General features: G+C 43.6%; 17 protein-coding genes. 13 read left to right on the top strand and 4 right to left on the bottom strand.

Features of this window, described 5'->3' with window-relative positions:
* Positions 1-132 precede the first annotated feature (132 nt).
* The 11 genes from RM544_RS01160 (at position 133) to RM544_RS01110 (ending at position 10,428) form a co-directional block, all read left to right on the top strand.
* Entirely contained in the window at positions 133-1,728 is a 1,596-nt protein-coding gene (locus RM544_RS01160; RefSeq protein WP_311359948.1) for an anthranilate synthase component 1, read from the top strand.
* Positions 1,725-2,375 carry an aminodeoxychorismate/anthranilate synthase component II gene (locus RM544_RS01155; RefSeq protein ID WP_311359947.1) on the top strand — a complete coding sequence of 217 codons (651 nt, stop codon included), beginning with the start codon at positions 1,725-1,727 and terminating at the stop codon, positions 2,373-2,375. The genes RM544_RS01160 and RM544_RS01155 overlap by 4 nt, the downstream gene beginning before the upstream one ends.
* Before the next feature lie 81 nt (positions 2,376-2,456).
* Positions 2,457-3,488 carry an anthranilate phosphoribosyltransferase gene (trpD, locus tag RM544_RS01150; RefSeq protein ID WP_311359946.1) on the top strand — a complete coding sequence of 344 codons (1,032 nt, stop codon included), beginning with the start codon at positions 2,457-2,459 and terminating at the stop codon, positions 3,486-3,488.
* Positions 3,489-3,542: 54 nt separating this feature from the next.
* The gene (gene trpCF / locus RM544_RS01145) at positions 3,543-4,973 is read left to right on the top strand and encodes a bifunctional indole-3-glycerol-phosphate synthase TrpC/phosphoribosylanthranilate isomerase TrpF (RefSeq protein ID WP_311359945.1); all 1,431 of its coding nucleotides are present in this window, start codon (positions 3,543-3,545) and stop codon (positions 4,971-4,973) included.
* A gap of 122 nt (positions 4,974-5,095) precedes the next feature.
* Positions 5,096-6,277 carry a tryptophan synthase subunit beta gene (gene trpB, locus RM544_RS01140; RefSeq protein WP_311359944.1) on the top strand — a complete coding sequence of 394 codons (1,182 nt, stop codon included), beginning with the start codon at positions 5,096-5,098 and terminating at the stop codon, positions 6,275-6,277.
* Positions 6,274-7,086: a tryptophan synthase subunit alpha gene (trpA, locus tag RM544_RS01135; protein WP_311359943.1), complete on the top strand. Its 813-nt coding sequence runs from the start codon at positions 6,274-6,276 to the stop codon at positions 7,084-7,086. The genes trpB and trpA overlap by 4 nt, the downstream gene beginning before the upstream one ends.
* 27 nt (positions 7,087-7,113) lie before the next feature.
* The gene (locus RM544_RS01130; protein ID WP_311359942.1) at positions 7,114-7,413 is read left to right on the top strand and encodes a YciI family protein; all 300 of its coding nucleotides are present in this window, start codon (positions 7,114-7,116) and stop codon (positions 7,411-7,413) included.
* Between the two features lie 4 nt (positions 7,414-7,417).
* Positions 7,418-7,834 (top strand): alternative ribosome rescue aminoacyl-tRNA hydrolase ArfB, encoded by a 417-nt coding sequence (arfB, locus tag RM544_RS01125; protein WP_311359941.1) that lies wholly within the window; start codon positions 7,418-7,420, stop codon positions 7,832-7,834.
* Positions 7,835-8,088: 254 nt separating this feature from the next.
* Positions 8,089-8,295: a PepSY domain-containing protein gene (locus RM544_RS01120; RefSeq protein ID WP_311359940.1), complete on the top strand. Its 207-nt coding sequence runs from the start codon at positions 8,089-8,091 to the stop codon at positions 8,293-8,295.
* 45 nt (positions 8,296-8,340) lie between these two features.
* Positions 8,341-9,015 (top strand): response regulator transcription factor, encoded by a 675-nt coding sequence (locus tag RM544_RS01115; RefSeq protein WP_311359939.1) that lies wholly within the window; start codon positions 8,341-8,343, stop codon positions 9,013-9,015.
* Positions 9,016-9,039: 24 nt separating this feature from the next.
* Positions 9,040-10,428: an ATP-binding protein gene (locus RM544_RS01110; RefSeq protein ID WP_311359938.1), complete on the top strand. Its 1,389-nt coding sequence runs from the start codon at positions 9,040-9,042 to the stop codon at positions 10,426-10,428.
* Between the two features lie 10 nt (positions 10,429-10,438).
* Here the strand turns inward: RM544_RS01110 and RM544_RS01105 are convergent, their stop codons facing one another.
* A complete protein-coding gene (locus RM544_RS01105; RefSeq protein ID WP_311359937.1) occupies positions 10,439-11,515 on the bottom strand; it encodes an AI-2E family transporter in 1,077 nt (358 codons plus the stop codon).
* Between the two features lie 214 nt (positions 11,516-11,729).
* Here RM544_RS01105 and folX point away from each other — a divergent pair, with 214 nt between their 5' ends.
* Positions 11,730-12,095, top strand: a complete 366-nt coding sequence (gene folX, locus RM544_RS01100) for a dihydroneopterin triphosphate 2'-epimerase (protein ID WP_311359936.1) — start codon at positions 11,730-11,732, stop codon at positions 12,093-12,095.
* 5 nt (positions 12,096-12,100) lie between these two features.
* Positions 12,101-12,997, top strand: coding sequence for a TIGR01777 family oxidoreductase (locus tag RM544_RS01095; RefSeq protein WP_311359935.1), 897 nt, complete (start codon positions 12,101-12,103; stop codon positions 12,995-12,997).
* Between the two features lie 39 nt (positions 12,998-13,036).
* On the opposite strand, the gene RM544_RS01090 is transcribed toward RM544_RS01095, so the two are convergent.
* From RM544_RS01090 to RM544_RS01080, 3 genes are read right to left on the bottom strand one after another with little or no spacing between them, the layout of a single operon-like run.
* On the bottom strand, positions 13,037-13,492 hold the full coding sequence (locus RM544_RS01090) for a GNAT family N-acetyltransferase (RefSeq protein WP_432264469.1): 456 nt from the start codon (positions 13,490-13,492) through the stop codon (positions 13,037-13,039).
* Positions 13,493-13,503: 11 nt separating this feature from the next.
* Positions 13,504-16,020, bottom strand: a complete 2,517-nt coding sequence (locus tag RM544_RS01085) for an ABC transporter permease (protein ID WP_311359933.1) — start codon at positions 16,018-16,020, stop codon at positions 13,504-13,506.
* A gap of 2 nt (positions 16,021-16,022) precedes the next feature.
* Entirely contained in the window at positions 16,023-16,715 is a 693-nt protein-coding gene (locus tag RM544_RS01080; RefSeq protein WP_311360704.1) for an ABC transporter ATP-binding protein, read from the bottom strand.
* Positions 16,716-16,725: the final 10 nt, after the last annotated feature.

Here is a 16,725-nt window from a genome sequence, read left to right as displayed (position 1 = left end):
TAAGGGCTGTGTGTACGTGTTCGTATCACAAAAATAAGGCCCGTTTAGCGGGCTTTTTTTTTGATTGTTTTTCGCCCATAAAAAATAAAAACAAATTACATCAGAGCAGTCAAAACGGAAAACGAGAAGATCATGAGTTTAGCAGAATTAGGCCTAGAGGCCGGCCAAGTCGAGAGTATCATCGTTGATGGCCCCTACATCAAAGATCCATTATTGGCCTACCAAGCATTAGGCAAAGAAAACAGTCTGTTATTAGAGTCGGCAGAAATAGACAGCAAAGCCAATCTGAAGAGTTTGTTGCTGGTAGATGCAGCTATTCGCATCGAGTGTAATGACCAAAGTGTGACAATTACAGCTTTAACAGCAAACGGTATTTCAGTGTTTCCAGTCTTAAAAGCAGCATTGGCTGACTATCATTCACACCAAGAGGTGGCTGAAGACTCGATGCGTTTTGAGTTTCCTGCAATATCCAGCAACATAGATGAAGACTCTAGGCTCAAACAAGCCAGTGTTTTTGATGTATTAAGAGTGTTAAAAAACGAAGTGAGCACGCTTCGAGACCATCCAAATGCTTTATTCCTCGGTGGTGTATTCTCTTATGACTTGCTTGGTACATTTGAAAAGTTACCCGAAGCAACATTCGCCGACAATAACTGTCCTGAGTATGTTTTTTATCTAGCAGAAACCTTACTTTTAGTAGATCACCAAAACCAAAAAACCGAATTAATTGGTTCGGTTTTTAGCGGCCCAATGGTTGCGCAACACTATTTCAGTATTAATCAGCGTTTAGAACAAATTAAACATCATTTAAGTGACTTGCCAAATAAGATCGAAGACGCTCAAATTGTCAAAAACATAACTCTACAAGTCGATAAGTCAGACCAAGAATACTGTGAAGACGTGAAAAATTTGAAAGAGCATATTCTGGATGGTGATATTTTTCAGGTTGTGCCGTCACGCTCATTCTCTTTACCCTGTCCGTCTCCACTGGCCTCATATCAACAGTTGAAGAAGCAGAATCCATCACCTTACATGTTCTATCTACATGATCAAGATTTCACTATGTTTGGGGCATCTCCCGAGTCTGCCTTAAAATACGACCAACAAAGTAATGTTGTTGAAGTGTATCCGATTGCTGGCACAAGACCACGTGGCAAAAACCAGGATGGCACAATAAACTTCGATATGGATAGTCGCCTTGAGTTGAACTTGCGTCAAGATGAGAAAGAGAAATCAGAACACATTATGCTTGTTGACTTGGCTAGAAATGACGTGGCAAAAGTTAGCAAGCCCGGCACTCGGCACGTAAAAGACTTACTTAAAGTAGACCGATACTCACATGTTATGCACTTGGTGTCTCGCGTGGTTGGTGAATTAAAAGAGGATTTAGATGCTCTTCACGCTTACCAAGCCTGCATGAATATGGGGACGCTAGTCGGTGCACCTAAAGTCAGTGCTGCGTCGTTGATTCGAGAAGTGGAAAAACAGAAACGGGGTAGCTATGGCGGCGCTGTTGGTTATCTCAATGGCAATGGTGATATGGACACATGTATCGTTATCCGAAGTGCATTTGTTCGTTTAAAAACGGCTTATATTCAAGCCGGTGCGGGTGTTGTGAATGACTCCATACCGCAATCAGAAGCCGATGAAACAAGAGCAAAGGCACAGGCTGTCATTTCAGCGATTATCGCCGCTCATAAACCTGTTAAACAAGGAGAAGACAAATGAGCGCCATTAATCTTGTCTTAATAGATAACGTCGATTCGTTTACTTATAATCTAGTGGATGAAATTCGTAGCCTTGGCGTAGAGATGACGATTTACCGCAACACAGTAGACACTCAAACTGTTCTCGATAAATTAGCCGAATATAAGAAGCAAGGCCCAAGTTTATTGATGTTATCTCCGGGCCCCGGCGCGCCGAGTGACGCAGGTTGTATGCCGGAACTTCTAAAAAAAGTGAAAGGAATATATCCGGTAATAGGGATTTGTTTAGGTCACCAAGCGATAGTTGAAGCATATGGTGGGACGGTTGCACGAGCGCCTTATGTCATGCATGGAAAAAGCTCTCAAATGCAGTTTCTTGAAGATCAGGACACGCTATCAATATTTGCTGGTTTAACCAACCCTTTGTCGATTGCTCGTTACCATTCACTCGTGGCAACCTCTATGCCTGACGACTTAAAGACAATTGCCAGTATAGATGGCTTGGTGATGGCTGCCTTGCATCCAAAACATAAAATGCTAGGTTTTCAATTCCACCCAGAATCTATTCTAACTTGTGATGGTAGCCAGTTATTGATGCAGAGTATTCGTTATTTAGTCGAAGAACCCATCTCTGCAAATGAGAAAAAAGTAACGAAGGCATCAACATGATCATGCTTTCTAATACAATAAACAGTGATATAAGAGCTACCCAAACAAGGCTCAGCAATAACAACACAAGGACGAGTGATTATGACTAACGCACGATCTCATATTCAAACCAGTTTAGAGAAGCTGTACCTCGGTCATTCTCTCAGCTTTGAAGAAGCACAAGCGGTGTTCAACCAAGTAATGCGTGGTGAAGTAAGCGAAATCGAGTTGTCAGCGCTGCTAGTTGCCCTAAAAATCAAACGTGAGAGCACGGATGAAATAGCCGGTGCAGCCTCAGCGATGGTGCAAAATGCGGTTCCCTTCCCTCGTCCAGATTACGCTTTTAGCGACATAGTGGGCACAGGGGGAGACGGCCATAATACTATTAATGTTTCTAGCGCAGCAGCTGTCGTAGCCGCAAGTTGCGGTGTGAAGGTGGCTAAGCATGGTAACCGAAGCGTATCGAGTAAATCAGGTTCTTCCGACCTATTCGCTGCTTTCGGTTTACAGCTCGATATGTCACCTGAAACCGCAAGACACTGTTTAGACGAAGCAAATTTGTGCTTTTTAGCCGCACCTGCGTATCACTCTGGTGTCAAACATGCGATGCCGGTGAGATTAGCATTAAAGACACGCACACTGTTCAATATATTGGGCCCTTTAGCTAATCCAGCCAAGCCAAGTCACAGCGTATTAGGTGTGTATACACCGACGCTGCTAGATGACTATGCTCAAACCCTAGTAAAGCTCGGGCACAAAAGGGCTTATGTCATTCATGGTAGTGGTTTAGATGAGTTAGCTCTGCATGGGCCAAGCCAAGTTGTCAGCATAGCCGGGAGTGAAATAAGCAAGCAAGAAGTCTCTCCTGCTGATTTTGGTTTGAACGAGTATCCATTGAGTGCCATTGAAGGCGGCGAACCAGCTCAAAACAAAGCACTTATTGCTGATGTATTTAACGGAGAAGGTAAGCCAGCGCATACCGCCGCGATTGCAATGAATGCAGCTGCATTGATTCAGTTAAATGGTCTCACCGAATCGTTTAAAGAAGCGTGTGATTTAGCAATGGCAGCTATCGAACAAGCTAAACCGATGAAGACAATGACAGCGGCAGCAAGATTGAGCCAAGGCAAATAAAATGAAAAATTTTCAGGTGTTGGTAAGCCTAAAACTACGCAGAGTGAGTAAGCAGTGACTAAAAATGTATTAGAAAAAATTGTCGATGACAAACAAGCAGAAATAGCGCAACGCAAAATAGACTTCCCGCTGTCGCAGTTTAAAGCAACATTGCGCCCGTGTACCAAAGACTTTTATGCGGCATTAGCAGCGCCAAATGCGAGTTTTATTCTTGAATGTAAAAAAGCATCGCCATCCAAAGGTTTAATCCGTGAGCACTTTGATTTAGATGAAATAATCGATGCTTATAGCCCGCATGCATCATGTATTTCCGTGCTGACGGATGAAAAGTACTTTCAAGGCAAATTTGAATATTTAGATTATATAACCTCAAAAGTCGACCAGCCGGTAATTAACAAAGACTTTTTTGTTGATGAATACCAAATATACCTTGCCAGATATTACAATGCTGACGCGGTGTTACTGATGCTATCGGTCTTGGATGACGAACAATTCAAAGTGTTAAACGACCTTACGCATGAACTCGGGATGCATGTGTTAACAGAAGTTAGCAATGAAGAAGAGGTCGAGCGCGCATTGGCACTAAACGCCAACATTATCGGTATTAATAATCGTAACCTACGCGACCTCAGCACAGATCTCGCAACAACTGAACGCTTGGTACCTTTGATTAAGGAAAGTGGTTTTGACGGTGTAATATTGTCAGAATCAGGCATATATCAACACAGCGAAGTCCAACGCTTGACACCTTTAGTCGATGGCTTTTTAGTTGGTAGCGCGTTAATGGCTGAACATAATCTACGTAAAGCGGTTGAAAAACTGATTTTCGGTGAAGTGAAAATTTGTGGTATTAATTCCATTGAAAACGCGAAGCTAGTTGCTGCATTTCCAGCAACCTACCTGGGTCTCATTTTTGCAGCGAAATCACCTCGTTTTGTTGCCATTGAAAATGCCATGGAAATAGCCAATTTTGCACAATCTGAAAGCGGCCTAAAAACCGTTGGCGTTTTTGTCGACCACCCTATCGAGTTAGTATCGGATTATGCACGTAAATTGAACCTTAGCGCTGTGCAACTGCATGGCAGTGAGTCTCTTGGTTACGTGCAGGCTTTGAAACCATTACTGCCTCAAACTTGCGAAGTTTGGTCAGTGATTGCGATTGAACAAGACAGTGACCTTACTAATTTGTCAGTTATTGAAAACGAAATACAAGACGCCTTAGGTGTTGCTGACAAAGTACTTTTAGACTGTAAAGTTGGTCAGCAACTTGGCGGCACGGGGGTATCTTTTGATTGGCGATTGTTAGAGGGTGTGCCTCAAAAACACAGACTCATCTTAGCGGGCGGCTTGGATTCTCATAATATCCAACAAGCCAAAGCAAGTGGAGTCGGCATTCTTGATGTGAATTCTGGCGTTGAAGAACAAGCGGCAATGAAGTCACAGATGAAACTGTCACAAGTATTTGCCAACTTACGCAGCTATTAAGAGGGATGAACGAGATACCCAAACAACAAACGTTTATGCTAGTGGCATTGAGCCCTAAACAGCAAAAGGCTGTAAGCATTAATATTGAAAATACGAATTCAGAAACAAAGAGCGAGTAGATAATGAATAATTTAGAAAGTAAATTTGGTGAATTTGGCGGTATGTATGTGCCTGAATTACTTATCCCGGCGCTCGACCAACTTGAACAAGCATTTTTAGATGCGAAGGACGATCCTAGTTTCCAGAAAGAATTTATGGATCTCTTAAAAGATTACGCGGGTCGCCCCACGGCAATGACCTTGTCACGCAATTTGGTCTCAAACCCATTGGTTAAACTGTATCTAAAGCGTGAGGACTTATTGCACGGTGGTGCGCATAAAACGAACCAAGTACTTGGTCAAGCCCTGTTAACAAAACGCATGGGTAAAACGGAAGTTATTGCTGAAACCGGAGCGGGTCAACATGGCGTTGCAACCGCCTTGGCTTGTGCCTTGCTCGGATTGAAAGCGCGCATATACATGGGCGCGAAAGACGTCGAAAGACAGTCTCCGAATGTGTTCAGAATGCGCTTAATGGGCGCTGAAGTCATTCCGGTAGACTCAGGTTCGGGCACCTTGAAAGATGCGGTGAACGAAGCAATGCGCGATTGGTCTGCTAATTATGACAAAGCTCACTATTTGCTTGGTACAGCTGCAGGTCCTCACCCGTTCCCAACGATTGTTCGAGAGTATCACCGCATGATCGGTGAAGAAACACGTGCACAGATATTGGAAAAAGAAGGCCGCCTGCCAGACGCAGTCGTTGCTTGTGTCGGTGGTGGTTCAAACGCAATTGGTATGTTTGCTGATTTTATTGATGAACCCAGTGTCCGCTTAGTCGGCGTAGAGCCAGCTGGAAAGGGCGTGCATACTAAAGAGCACGGTGCAACTATCGTCACTGGCACGAAAGGCATTTTACACGGTGCGTATACCTTTATTATGCAAGATAAAGATGGGCAAATTGAGGAGTCATATTCGGTCTCTGCAGGGCTTGATTACCCAGCAGTTGGACCACAGCATGCATTTTTAGCCGAAACAGGAAGAGCGGAGTATCATGCCGTGACAGATGAAGAAGCGCTAAATGCTTTTCAATTGCTAGCCAAAAAAGAGGGGATCATCCCAGCATTGGAATCTTCTCACGCCCTAGCTCACGCCTTAAATATGGCAGACGAAGCAACAGAAGAAACGATTATCGTCTTGAATCTATCTGGCCGAGGTGACAAAGATCTTGCCCATGTCACCAGTATTTTGGGAGATAAACTATGAGCACACAACGCTACGCAAACATGTTCACAAAGCTAAAAGCTAGCAAGCAAGGAGCCTTTGTTCCTTTCGTTATGATTGGCGATCCAGACAGAGAAACATCTCTCGCTATTATCGATCAATTAGTGGAGAGCGGCGCTGATGCCCTAGAGCTTGGTATACCGTATTCTGACCCTATCGCCGATGGTCCTACGATCCAAAAAGCGGCGATAAGAGCACTGGGTTCTGGGATTAAAACTCAGGATTGCTTTGAGATACTGACTGAAATAAGAGCGCGGCATCCTGATACACCGATTGGCTTGTTACTATACAGTAACCTTGTGCTCGTTAACGGTATTGACACCTTTTATCAAAAGGCTGCAGCGGCTGGCGTCGACAGTATATTAATTGCTGATGTGCCATTGAGAGAAGCGCCACGCTTTATAGAGATTGCAAAAGCGAATAACATCGAGCAAATTTTGATTGCGCCACCCAACGCCTCCGATGAGACACTTAAATCAATTGGCGAACAGTCGAGCGGTTACACTTATTTGCTTGGTCGAGCAGGTGTTACCGGGGCAGAAACAGCCGTTGAAATACCAGCATCAGACCTCATTGAGAAGCTAACAAAATTTGAAGTAGCGCCTCCTTTATTGGGTTTTGGTATATCCACCCCTGCACAGGTAGCTGATGCGATTCAATCTGGTGCTGCTGGCGCAATATCTGGCTCAGCGACAGTCAATATTATTGCTAAGTATTTATCTGATAAAGATGCCATGCTTGCAGAGCTAGGTTCATTTGTCGCCAAGATGAAAGCAGCCACAGCCCTATAACGGGCTGTTTTTCTAGGAGTAAAATATATGTGGTACGTGATTTACGCGGAGGATGTAGACAATAGTCTCGACCTTAGAATGGCTGCAAGGCCTGCACACTTGGATAGGATCAAACACCTTGTTGACCAAGGAAGAATATTGGTTGCAGGACCTACCCCAGCGATTGATAGCGAAGATCCAGGCCCAGCGGGATTCACAGGGTCTTTGATCATCGCTCAGTTCGATAGCTTGACCGACGCACAACTGTGGGCAGACACTGACCCTTATGTTGAGGCTGGCGTTTTTAAATCTGTGGTAGTAAAACCCTATAAGAAAGTGCTGCCATAGCACAATGAGTATTTTTGTTAACCCTTCCTTGAGTATAGAAGAGGCTGAATTTAGTTTGTCAGCTACCCGCGCCCAAGGCGCTGGGGGGCAGCATGTTAATAAAGTTGCCACTGCAATATATCTGCGATTTGATATTAATGCCTCATCGCTGCCAGAGCGCCTGAAACAAAAACTATTAAATAGTAACGATAATCGAATTAATAGTGAGGGCGTGCTGGTTATTCGCTCTCAAAACCACCGAACTCAAGAGCAAAACAAACGAGAGGCTATTGCTCGTTTAAAAGAGTTTATTAATGAAGGTAGCTACGAAAAACCAATTCGCAAAGCAACTAAGCCAAGCCGTTCATCACAGCGCAAGCGCTTAGACAGCAAAACGAAAAGCGGTGTACAAAAGAAACTGCGAAAAAAGATAGATTTTTAATCCTTAGCCCGCTCCTGCAATGTGATAAATTACTACAAGGCTTGTGCATCTCATGCTAATGTATTGACAGATTTGTAGTCGCTTGCAAAATCACATGAAACGCTATAATTCAGCCTGCGTTCAGCAAAATTGAGTAGTATTAACTAGCGAATTTCAAATGACAACAGCACTCTACAGGAGATATTTGTATTAAATCGGTTTTAGTTCGGTCTTTTATTCTAAGTTTGTTTCTCGTTTTTTCTAGCCAGATTGTTTTGGTTAAAAACGCTCATGCCTTTCAACAAGCTGAGAAGAAAAAAATTACCAAGTCTCAAGCTGCGCGACAAGCACAAAAAGCGGTCAATGGGAAAGTGCTAAAGGTAGAGTTAAAAGGCAGTGCATATCGAGTCAAAATACATCAAAGCTCTGGACGAGTCGTTTTCGTCATGGTCGATGCTTACAGCGGAAAAGTTCGCAAATAAACGGTCAACAATAGACTCATATTAAGGACAATCGGAGATAAATCCATGCGAATACTCATTGTTGAAGATGACAGCAGACTGTTATTACAACTCGACCAATACATGCAATCCCAAGGCTTTAGCGTCGACCTTGCGGATGACGGTGAAAAAGCACTGTTTCAACTACAAGAATACGAATACGACTTAGCCATTGTCGATGTTGGCCTACCCAGCATCGATGGCTTCGAAGTTATCCAACGAGCAAGAGCTGCCGACGTTTCATGCCCTATGATCATCCTCACTGCGCGCGACCGCTGGCAAGAAAAAGTAAAAGGTTTAGAGTGCGGTGCAGATGACTATCTGACTAAACCCTTCGTTCATGAAGAACTATTGGCAAGAGTCAAAGCCTTAATTAGACGCTCAGTTGGCCAAGCAAGTCCACTCATTCAGAAAGGCCCACTATCTCTTGATACTGTTGCTAATCAACTCTTTGTGAATGAAGAAGCAATCGAACTTACGGCTTATGAATATAAAGTCATCGAGTACTTGATGCTAAACCCTAAAAAGGTAGTATCAAAAACTGAGATGGTAGAGCATATTTATGACCAGGACTTCGACTTGGATAGCAATGTCATCGAAGTTTTTGTCGGTCGCTTGCGTAAAAAAATCGATAAGAATAACGAAATAAAGCCCATTGAAACACTTAGAGGCCGAGGGTATCGACTCAATGCGAACTTATAGTGCGCGACAAGGACACTATAAACGATGAAAGCATGGTCAATCACGCGACGGATTTTCCTCACTTGCTTTTTGTTCGTCGCGATCTTCTTTCCAGCTATCATATTTTCCATGCAAAATGCCTATGAGCGCAGTTTACTTCTAGCCAAAAAAGAAGAACTATCTACCACTGTATTCGCCATGATATCTGAATTCGAATTCGAAGATGGAATAGCATCCATGCCTTCTCAGCTCTTCGTTGAAGATTTAAACTTACCAGGTTCGGATCTTGTCGCTGTCATTAAGTGGCGTAAACAGCAAGTATGGCAATCCCAATCCGCCATCGATAGCAAAATAGATACGCGTTTGTTTGGTAAATTATTCAGGCAGACAGAAGACCAAGCGTCAGGCAAATTACTCTTCAATTCTGACTTTAACCCTGAAGACCCGCATTTTGCCCTCAGCAATACGGCAGAGTTCTTTATCGATGGTAACTTTGAAGAAGTGACCTTTCTCGTGATTAACGCCAAAGATAAATACGAGAATGAACTGAATACGTTTATCAATCGGCTATGGGGATGGATTGCAGTGCTAGGATTTGTATTGCTTGGCCTCATTGCCTTGTCATTGCGCAGTGTGTTTATGCCAATGCAAAAAATCATTGCTCGTATTGGCCAAATAGAACATGGTGAAATTGAGCATATTACCGACGACTATCCGCCTGAATTACAACCATTACAAAGCAGTATCAACAAACTCCTCGACAGTGAAAAACTACAACGCGAGCGATATAAAAAGAGCCTCGATGATCTTGCTCACAGTATCAAAACCCCATTGAGCGTGGTTTTGGGTCAAAGCAATTTGAGCGAAGAAATAAAACAGCCCGTATTACAAATCGACAATATCGTTAAACGACAATTGAAACGTGCGACCATTAACGTCATTGGCTACTTACCTAGTATCGATGTGCACCCAATTTGTGTCTCTATGGTAGATGCAATGGAAAAAATACACAGAGATAAATCGCTTACTTTGCATGTCGATACGCCAAGCCCAGCACCACTTTCAATCGACCAAACAGACTTCATGGAAATTCTTGGCAATTTATTGGATAACGCATGTAAAGCAGCCAAAAAAGAAGTGGTCATTAAATATGAACGCGATGCCGACCTTACTAAGGTTTCGGTAATTGATGACGGTGATGGTATCAGTCAAGAAGAGATAGATACCATCACCACGCGAGGCAAACGACTGGACAGCTACTCAGAAGGACAAGGCTTAGGTTTAGCCTTAGTTGTTGATATGCTTGACACTTACGGGGGCCAGCTCACTATCGTTTCTTATAAAACGCACAAAGATGACCTTATCAAGCACCCTCGAAGAGGTAGCACATTTACTATCCATTTGCCGACGCAACGCTCTATATTGGATAACTAAGTGAGCTCACTTAATTTGAAGCTTGAGTTTCCTCGTTACCCTTAGCTTCCTCTACCGTTTCTCTCGTTGGATCATCACTCGATAGTAGTATTGCTAACCACTTGCTTTCATCACGCGATTCCAGCGCAATTTTCACGACCATTGTTAAGGGCACAGACAGAAGCATACCTACGCTGCCGAGGAGCCATCCCCAAAAAATTAATGATAGGAACACAACTAGCGTAGACAAACCTAAGCCCCGCCCCATAAAGCGCGGTTCTATCACATTCCCCATCACCATATTCACCACAACAAAGCCTAAACCCGCTAAACCCGCTTTGGCAAAACCAAACTCAACAAAAGCCATTAACACGGCAGGAATGGCAGCAATAATTGAACCGATATTAGGGATAAAATTAAGCATAAAGGCGAGTACAGACCACAGTAAAAAGTGATCAACGCCCAAGAAATAAAGCCACAAACCAATGCAAAGACCGGTCCCCAAGCTAACCAGCATCTTAATACCTAAGTAGGAGTTGACTGACTGCAGGAAGCGGTCGATATGAGTCATTTTCATATCTGGATCAGCTAGAGCCACATGAATTCGCTTCGGCATCGTTTCAGCTTCAAACAGCATAAAAATGACGGTTAAAATAATCAGAAACAAGTTTGAAAGCACGCTACCCATACCACTCAGAAAACCGGTGGCTACAGACATTGCTGCGCCGGGGTCGAGGTAGGACATAATCAATTGTTGATCGATATTTATGTTCAACACAGCAAGCTTGTTGATTACCCATGCAAACTCGCCAGATAGTTGCTCTCGATAAACGGGCATGTTTGCACGAAACTCTGACAATGATTGCGTAATTAAGCCTGCTAGCATGAAACCAATCACTAAAATTATCAGTATAACTAAAGTAACAGATGCCCAACGCGGAATAGAGTATCTTGCAGCCCAGTTAATTAATGGACTACAAGCAATCGCAATGAAAGCGGAAAGAAGGAATGGCACCATAATCACGCTGGCAGCTTTAATGCCTGCTAAGACGATGACGATGCAAGCCATTACCATCATCGCTTTAGCTGTAGGTGACTTAATATCCATAAATATCCTTATTCTGTTACGCTGAGTTTTGATTGCTGCCGAGCCCATCGAAAGTGGCATAGCTATCGAAACAACATAGACTACAATAGTATGACGTCAGTCTACCCTAGTCTGATACAGGATCAACAGCTCAGCGTGATAAACACCGATTAAGAAAGTAGTAATAAAATGAATCACTCAAGTAAAATTTAGACAAAAAGGAAATGTTCATTCAATGAATTTGAATCAAGCAACAATCAGAATTAAAAACCTTCGCTTACGCACCTATATCGGCATTAACGAAGACGAAATTAAAAACCAACAGGATGTAGTGATTAATGTAAAAATTCATTATGACGCCAAGAAGGCGACTGATTCAGACTTAATGGATCATGCCTTAAATTATAAAACCATTACAAAAGCTATTATTCGCTTAGTCGAAGACAATCGCTTTTATTTACTAGAGAAGTTGACACATGACGTGCTTGAAATTGCTGCAGAGCACCCTTGGGTTACATTCGCAGAAGCTGAAGTAGATAAGCCGCACGCATTGCGATTCTCTGACTCAGTTTCGTTATCGCTATCTTGCACGAAAGGATAATTCACATGACTCAACACATTTTGCTGACTGGTGGAACTGGTCTCATTGGCAGACAGTTAGTTAAAAAACTTCAAGGCGCTTATCAGTTAACCGTGTTGAGTCGTGATCCAAGCCGCGCGCAACGCTTACTGGGCAGTGAAATCAATTACCTGACCCTTGACGATTTAAGTTCACTAGAAGACGTTGATGTTGTAATTAATTTAGCTGGAGAACCAATTGCAGATAAACGCTGGACTGACAGTCAAAAACAGCGAATTTGTCATAGCCGTTGGGATATTACTCAAAAGCTAGTGGACTTAATAAAGGCTGCTAAAAACCCTCCGCATACATTCATAAGTGGCTCGGCAATCGGTGTATATGGACGTCAAGGCGATACAGTTGTTACGGAAACATTTACTGATTTTCATGATGAATTTAGTCGTGAGGTTTGTCAGAAATGGGAAGATATCGCTTTTCAAGCGAATGAATTCTGCCGTGTATGCATACTGAGAACTGGCGTGGTTTTATCTGAAGAAGGTGGTGCGTTGGCTAAAATGCTAATGCCATTTAGACTTGGCTTAGGCGGTCCAATTGGTACTGGTAAACAATTTATGGCATGGATTCATATTGAAGATATGCTTAATGGCATAGCGTTTCTTATTGATTCAAGGTCTGCTCAGGGGGTATATAACCTGACCTCCCCTAACCCGAACACCAATCACTTTTTCTCTTTAGCCTTAGCTCGTCGGCTTGAAAGGCCCTGCATTTTTAAAGTGCCTGCCTTTGTTCTCAAGACCTTAATGGGAGAGTCCTCAGACCTCGTTTTACATGGGCAAAAAGTCGTACCTGAAAAGTTATTGACTGAAGGATTTACCTTTCATTATCCAGAGCTAAAAGACGCTTTAAAAGCACTCGATTTATGACAATGGGCATGCATACATCGCAATTGAATTGAGTGTACGCTATGAAATCAGTTCCATGTCTATATGCATGATGCCATCTTCATCATAAGGTTCGCTAAACGCTACGAAGCCGAGCCCTTCATAAAACGTTTGCAAATAACATTGCGCGCCAATTTGTATACTGTGTTGTGGCCAATTGCGTCTACAATACGCGATACTTTCATTCATTAGCGCTTCGGCAATCCCTTTTCCTCTATGCGACGGTGCTACGACGACTCTACCAATACTGCTTCCCACAAAAGATACACCCGGTGCTAAGCAACGTGAATAAGCAAGAACACGTTCCTGCTCATCATCGAACAAACAAATATGGGCTGCGTGCTGGTCAGTATCTTTGTCGTCTAAATCCGGATAGACGCACTCTTGCTCAACCACAAAAACATCGCTACGCAGCTTTAGTAAGCTATAAAGCGCAGCGACATTGAGGTCGTCGAATCGAAAAGTTTTGAATGAGATAGCACTCATTATCACACCATTTTGCGCAGTAATTCACCTGTATTTAAGCTTAACAGACGCCAGCACCCGATGGCACCTAAAATACCGACTGTCACTGCACCTACTGCTGGCGCAATCAGCCAATAACTTAAATGTAGACTTGCTTCCATTTGAAAAACCTTCGTTTGTAGCATGTATAGACTAAACTCGTTAGATATGGCTGCCATCAAGCCGGCCACTAAGCCAATGATAATGAACTCGTTAATCACACTGAACCGAATTGTCCATCCTTTCGCTCCTAGCGTTCTTAATATGGCCAATTCTTGCAAACGTTCATCCATACTCGCCTGTACTTGCGCTATCAACACTAGCGCACCGGCTAAAAGGACCAATATCAGTATAAACTCCACAGCCATTGACACTTGGTCTATGATTTCGCGTAATTGATTAATACGGGCATCCACATCGAACAATGTCACGCTGGCGAACGGCGCCATTAATTTTGTTATTTCAGGTTTACGCTCTTCGTCTAAGTGGAAACTTGTAATATAAGTTGGCGAAAAGTTTTCCATCGCTTTTGGATGCAATACGAAGAAGAAGTTCGGTTGCATCGTTTGCCAGTTAACTTCACGCAAGCTAGTCACGGTGGCTGAAACCACTTCACTGCCAATATTAAAGGTCAGCACATCACCTAGCTCTATTTCCAGTCGTTCCGCAACCTCAGCTTCGATAGATAAGGGAACGGGATCGCCCTCTTCCCAGACATCCAGCCACTCACCTTCAAGAATTTTATTACCTGTTTGCAGCGTTGTGCTCCAAGTTAGATTTGCCTCTCGACCTAAGCCTTGACGGCCATCATCAGTAGCATCTCTCTCTTCTTTAGTGACTTCTGTGCGAATTTTTTCGTCGTTAATGGCAACAAAGCGGCCTCTAGCAACGGGGTAATAACCATCACTTTCTACATTGTTCTTGTCAAAATGCTCAATGAGACCTAAGCGCTGGGTTTCAGTTACATTGGACAGGAAATAGTTTGGCGTGCCTTCAGGTAATTGGTCTCGCCACTGTTTGACCATATCGTTGCGCATAACCAGCACAACTAACAGCAACATAATGGTAATTGCGAAACTTATCAGTTGCACACTGTTCCCCATTGCTCGGCGACGTATCCTAGCCCATGCTAGTGTCCACGCCCCCATGCTGCCGCTGCCAAGACGTCGACCAACAATGATGAGTACGTTTGTCACACCCAATAACAATGCAACTAAAATGATTCCTGACACAAAGAGTATCGCGCTGATCAACAGATCTTGGCTATATATCCACATCAACAAAAAGACTGCAATACCCGATGTGGCAAACTGCAATGCTTTTGATGATAAGGTGGTATTAATGTCTCTTCGAAGCACTCGCAATGGCGGTACTGAAAACAATTGCAGTAAAGGATAAAGAGAAAACAATACAGCACAGACAACACCGGTAAATACAGCAATGGCTAATGGTCTCCAGTGCCACACATCCAAAGAAACCTCGACTGTACCTGCGAGCAAATGCACAACCCCTTGTTGCAGCAAGAAGCCTGTAATTACCCCCAGTATAATTCCCAATATAGTAATGAAACAAATCTGCAAGAGGTAAATGCGCTGAACCATTTTTTTGCCAGCACCTAAGGTTTTCATGATCGCCACAGGGTCAAAATGACGTTGACTATAACGCTGTGCAGCAACTGCTATAGAAACTGCTGCAAGTACAATAGCGAGAAGACTCGCGAGTAAGAAATACTGCTCTGCTCGCGCAATAGAACGACCAATTGCTGAATCATCATCTTCGATTGACGTCCAGCGATGAATTTCGCGGTCCAATTGTGGGCGTAACCAATCATAGTATTCGTCTAAGTCTGAAGAATCGCCGGTGAAATAATATTTATAACTGACTCTCGAGCCGGGACCTGTGATGTTAGTTTTAGGTAAATCTTCGGCTGACATCAACGCTATTGGGTCAGTATTAAATACGCTGAAACCGGCATCTGGTATTTCGCTCAGCACACGCGTCACGGTGAAGCTAGAATCGCCAATGTCGACGCTATCTCCCAATTCGATCTGTAGGAGTTGGAACATCCTCGAATCAAGCCATACCTCACCTGGCGCGAGAGAATCACTGGTTGCTTCAGGGACACCAAACGCTCTGTCTGTGACTTTGATTGCACCTTTCAAAGGATAAGCACTATCAACAGCGCGTAGATCTGATAAAGCGAGCTCATCATCACCAAAAACCATCGAGCGGGTAGAAACTTGATAAGCCGTTTCGAGACCAAACTCACTGGCTTTGACTACCCAGCTTTCATCCACAGGGGTGCGTGAACGCAATTGTCGATCAGCGGCGATGAACTCGGCAGAGCGGTCCGTCAGAGCGCCTTGAAGACGTTCACTAAATAACGATAAGGACAAAACCGAGGCGACAGAAAGCACAATCGCCAATAGAATTATCGTGAGTTCCCCACGCTTCGCTTCGTGTTTGAACAAGCGCCAGGCCAATTGAAATACCATAGACATGCTTATTCTCCAGAAACGACTTTAAGTGGTTTTGTTTCTTCACTTAACTCGCCAGCATGCATACGCAGTTGACGTTGGCAGCGCTGTGCCAATGCATCATCGTGAGTTACCAAGACTAGAGTGGTGTTGGAGTCTTTATTTAAGTCAAAGAGTAAGTCTTCCACCTTTGTTGAATTGTTAGAGTCCAAGTTACCGGTAGGTTCATCAGCAAACAAAATCTTAGGATTGGTGATAAATGCTCTCGCAATCGCTACGCGCTGTTGCTCGCCACCTGATAGCTGATTAGGGAAATGACTTGCCCTGTGCTCTAGGCCAACCTGCTCGAGGATCTTTTGCGCGAGTTTTCTCGGTTCAGGTAGGCCCGCAATTTCTGCTGGAAGCATGATGTTTTCAATTGCGGTCAAACTTTGGACCAACATAAAGCTTTGGAAAATAAAACCGACCTTGTCACCCCGTAAGCGCGCCCGCTGTTCTTCGTCCATATCATGCAGCGCTTCTCCGTCTAACATAATATGACCGCCTGACACTTCGTCTAAGCCCGCAAGTAAACCAAGCAAAGTTGACTTTCCCGAGCCAGATGCGCCTATAATAGCAACAGATTCACCAGGCTTAACTTGAAAGCTAATGGGTTGAAGGATCTGTAACTCGCCTTCGCTCGTATTAACCTTTTTAATTACGCTTTTCGTTTCAATCATCAGTGGAGCT

The sequence above is a fragment of the Brumicola blandensis genome, assembly GCF_031846165.1.
Lineage (GTDB): Bacteria > Pseudomonadota > Gammaproteobacteria > Enterobacterales > Alteromonadaceae > Glaciecola > Glaciecola blandensis.
The sequence above is the reverse complement of the archived record's forward strand: the minus strand, read 5'-3'. Positions and strand labels throughout refer to the sequence as shown.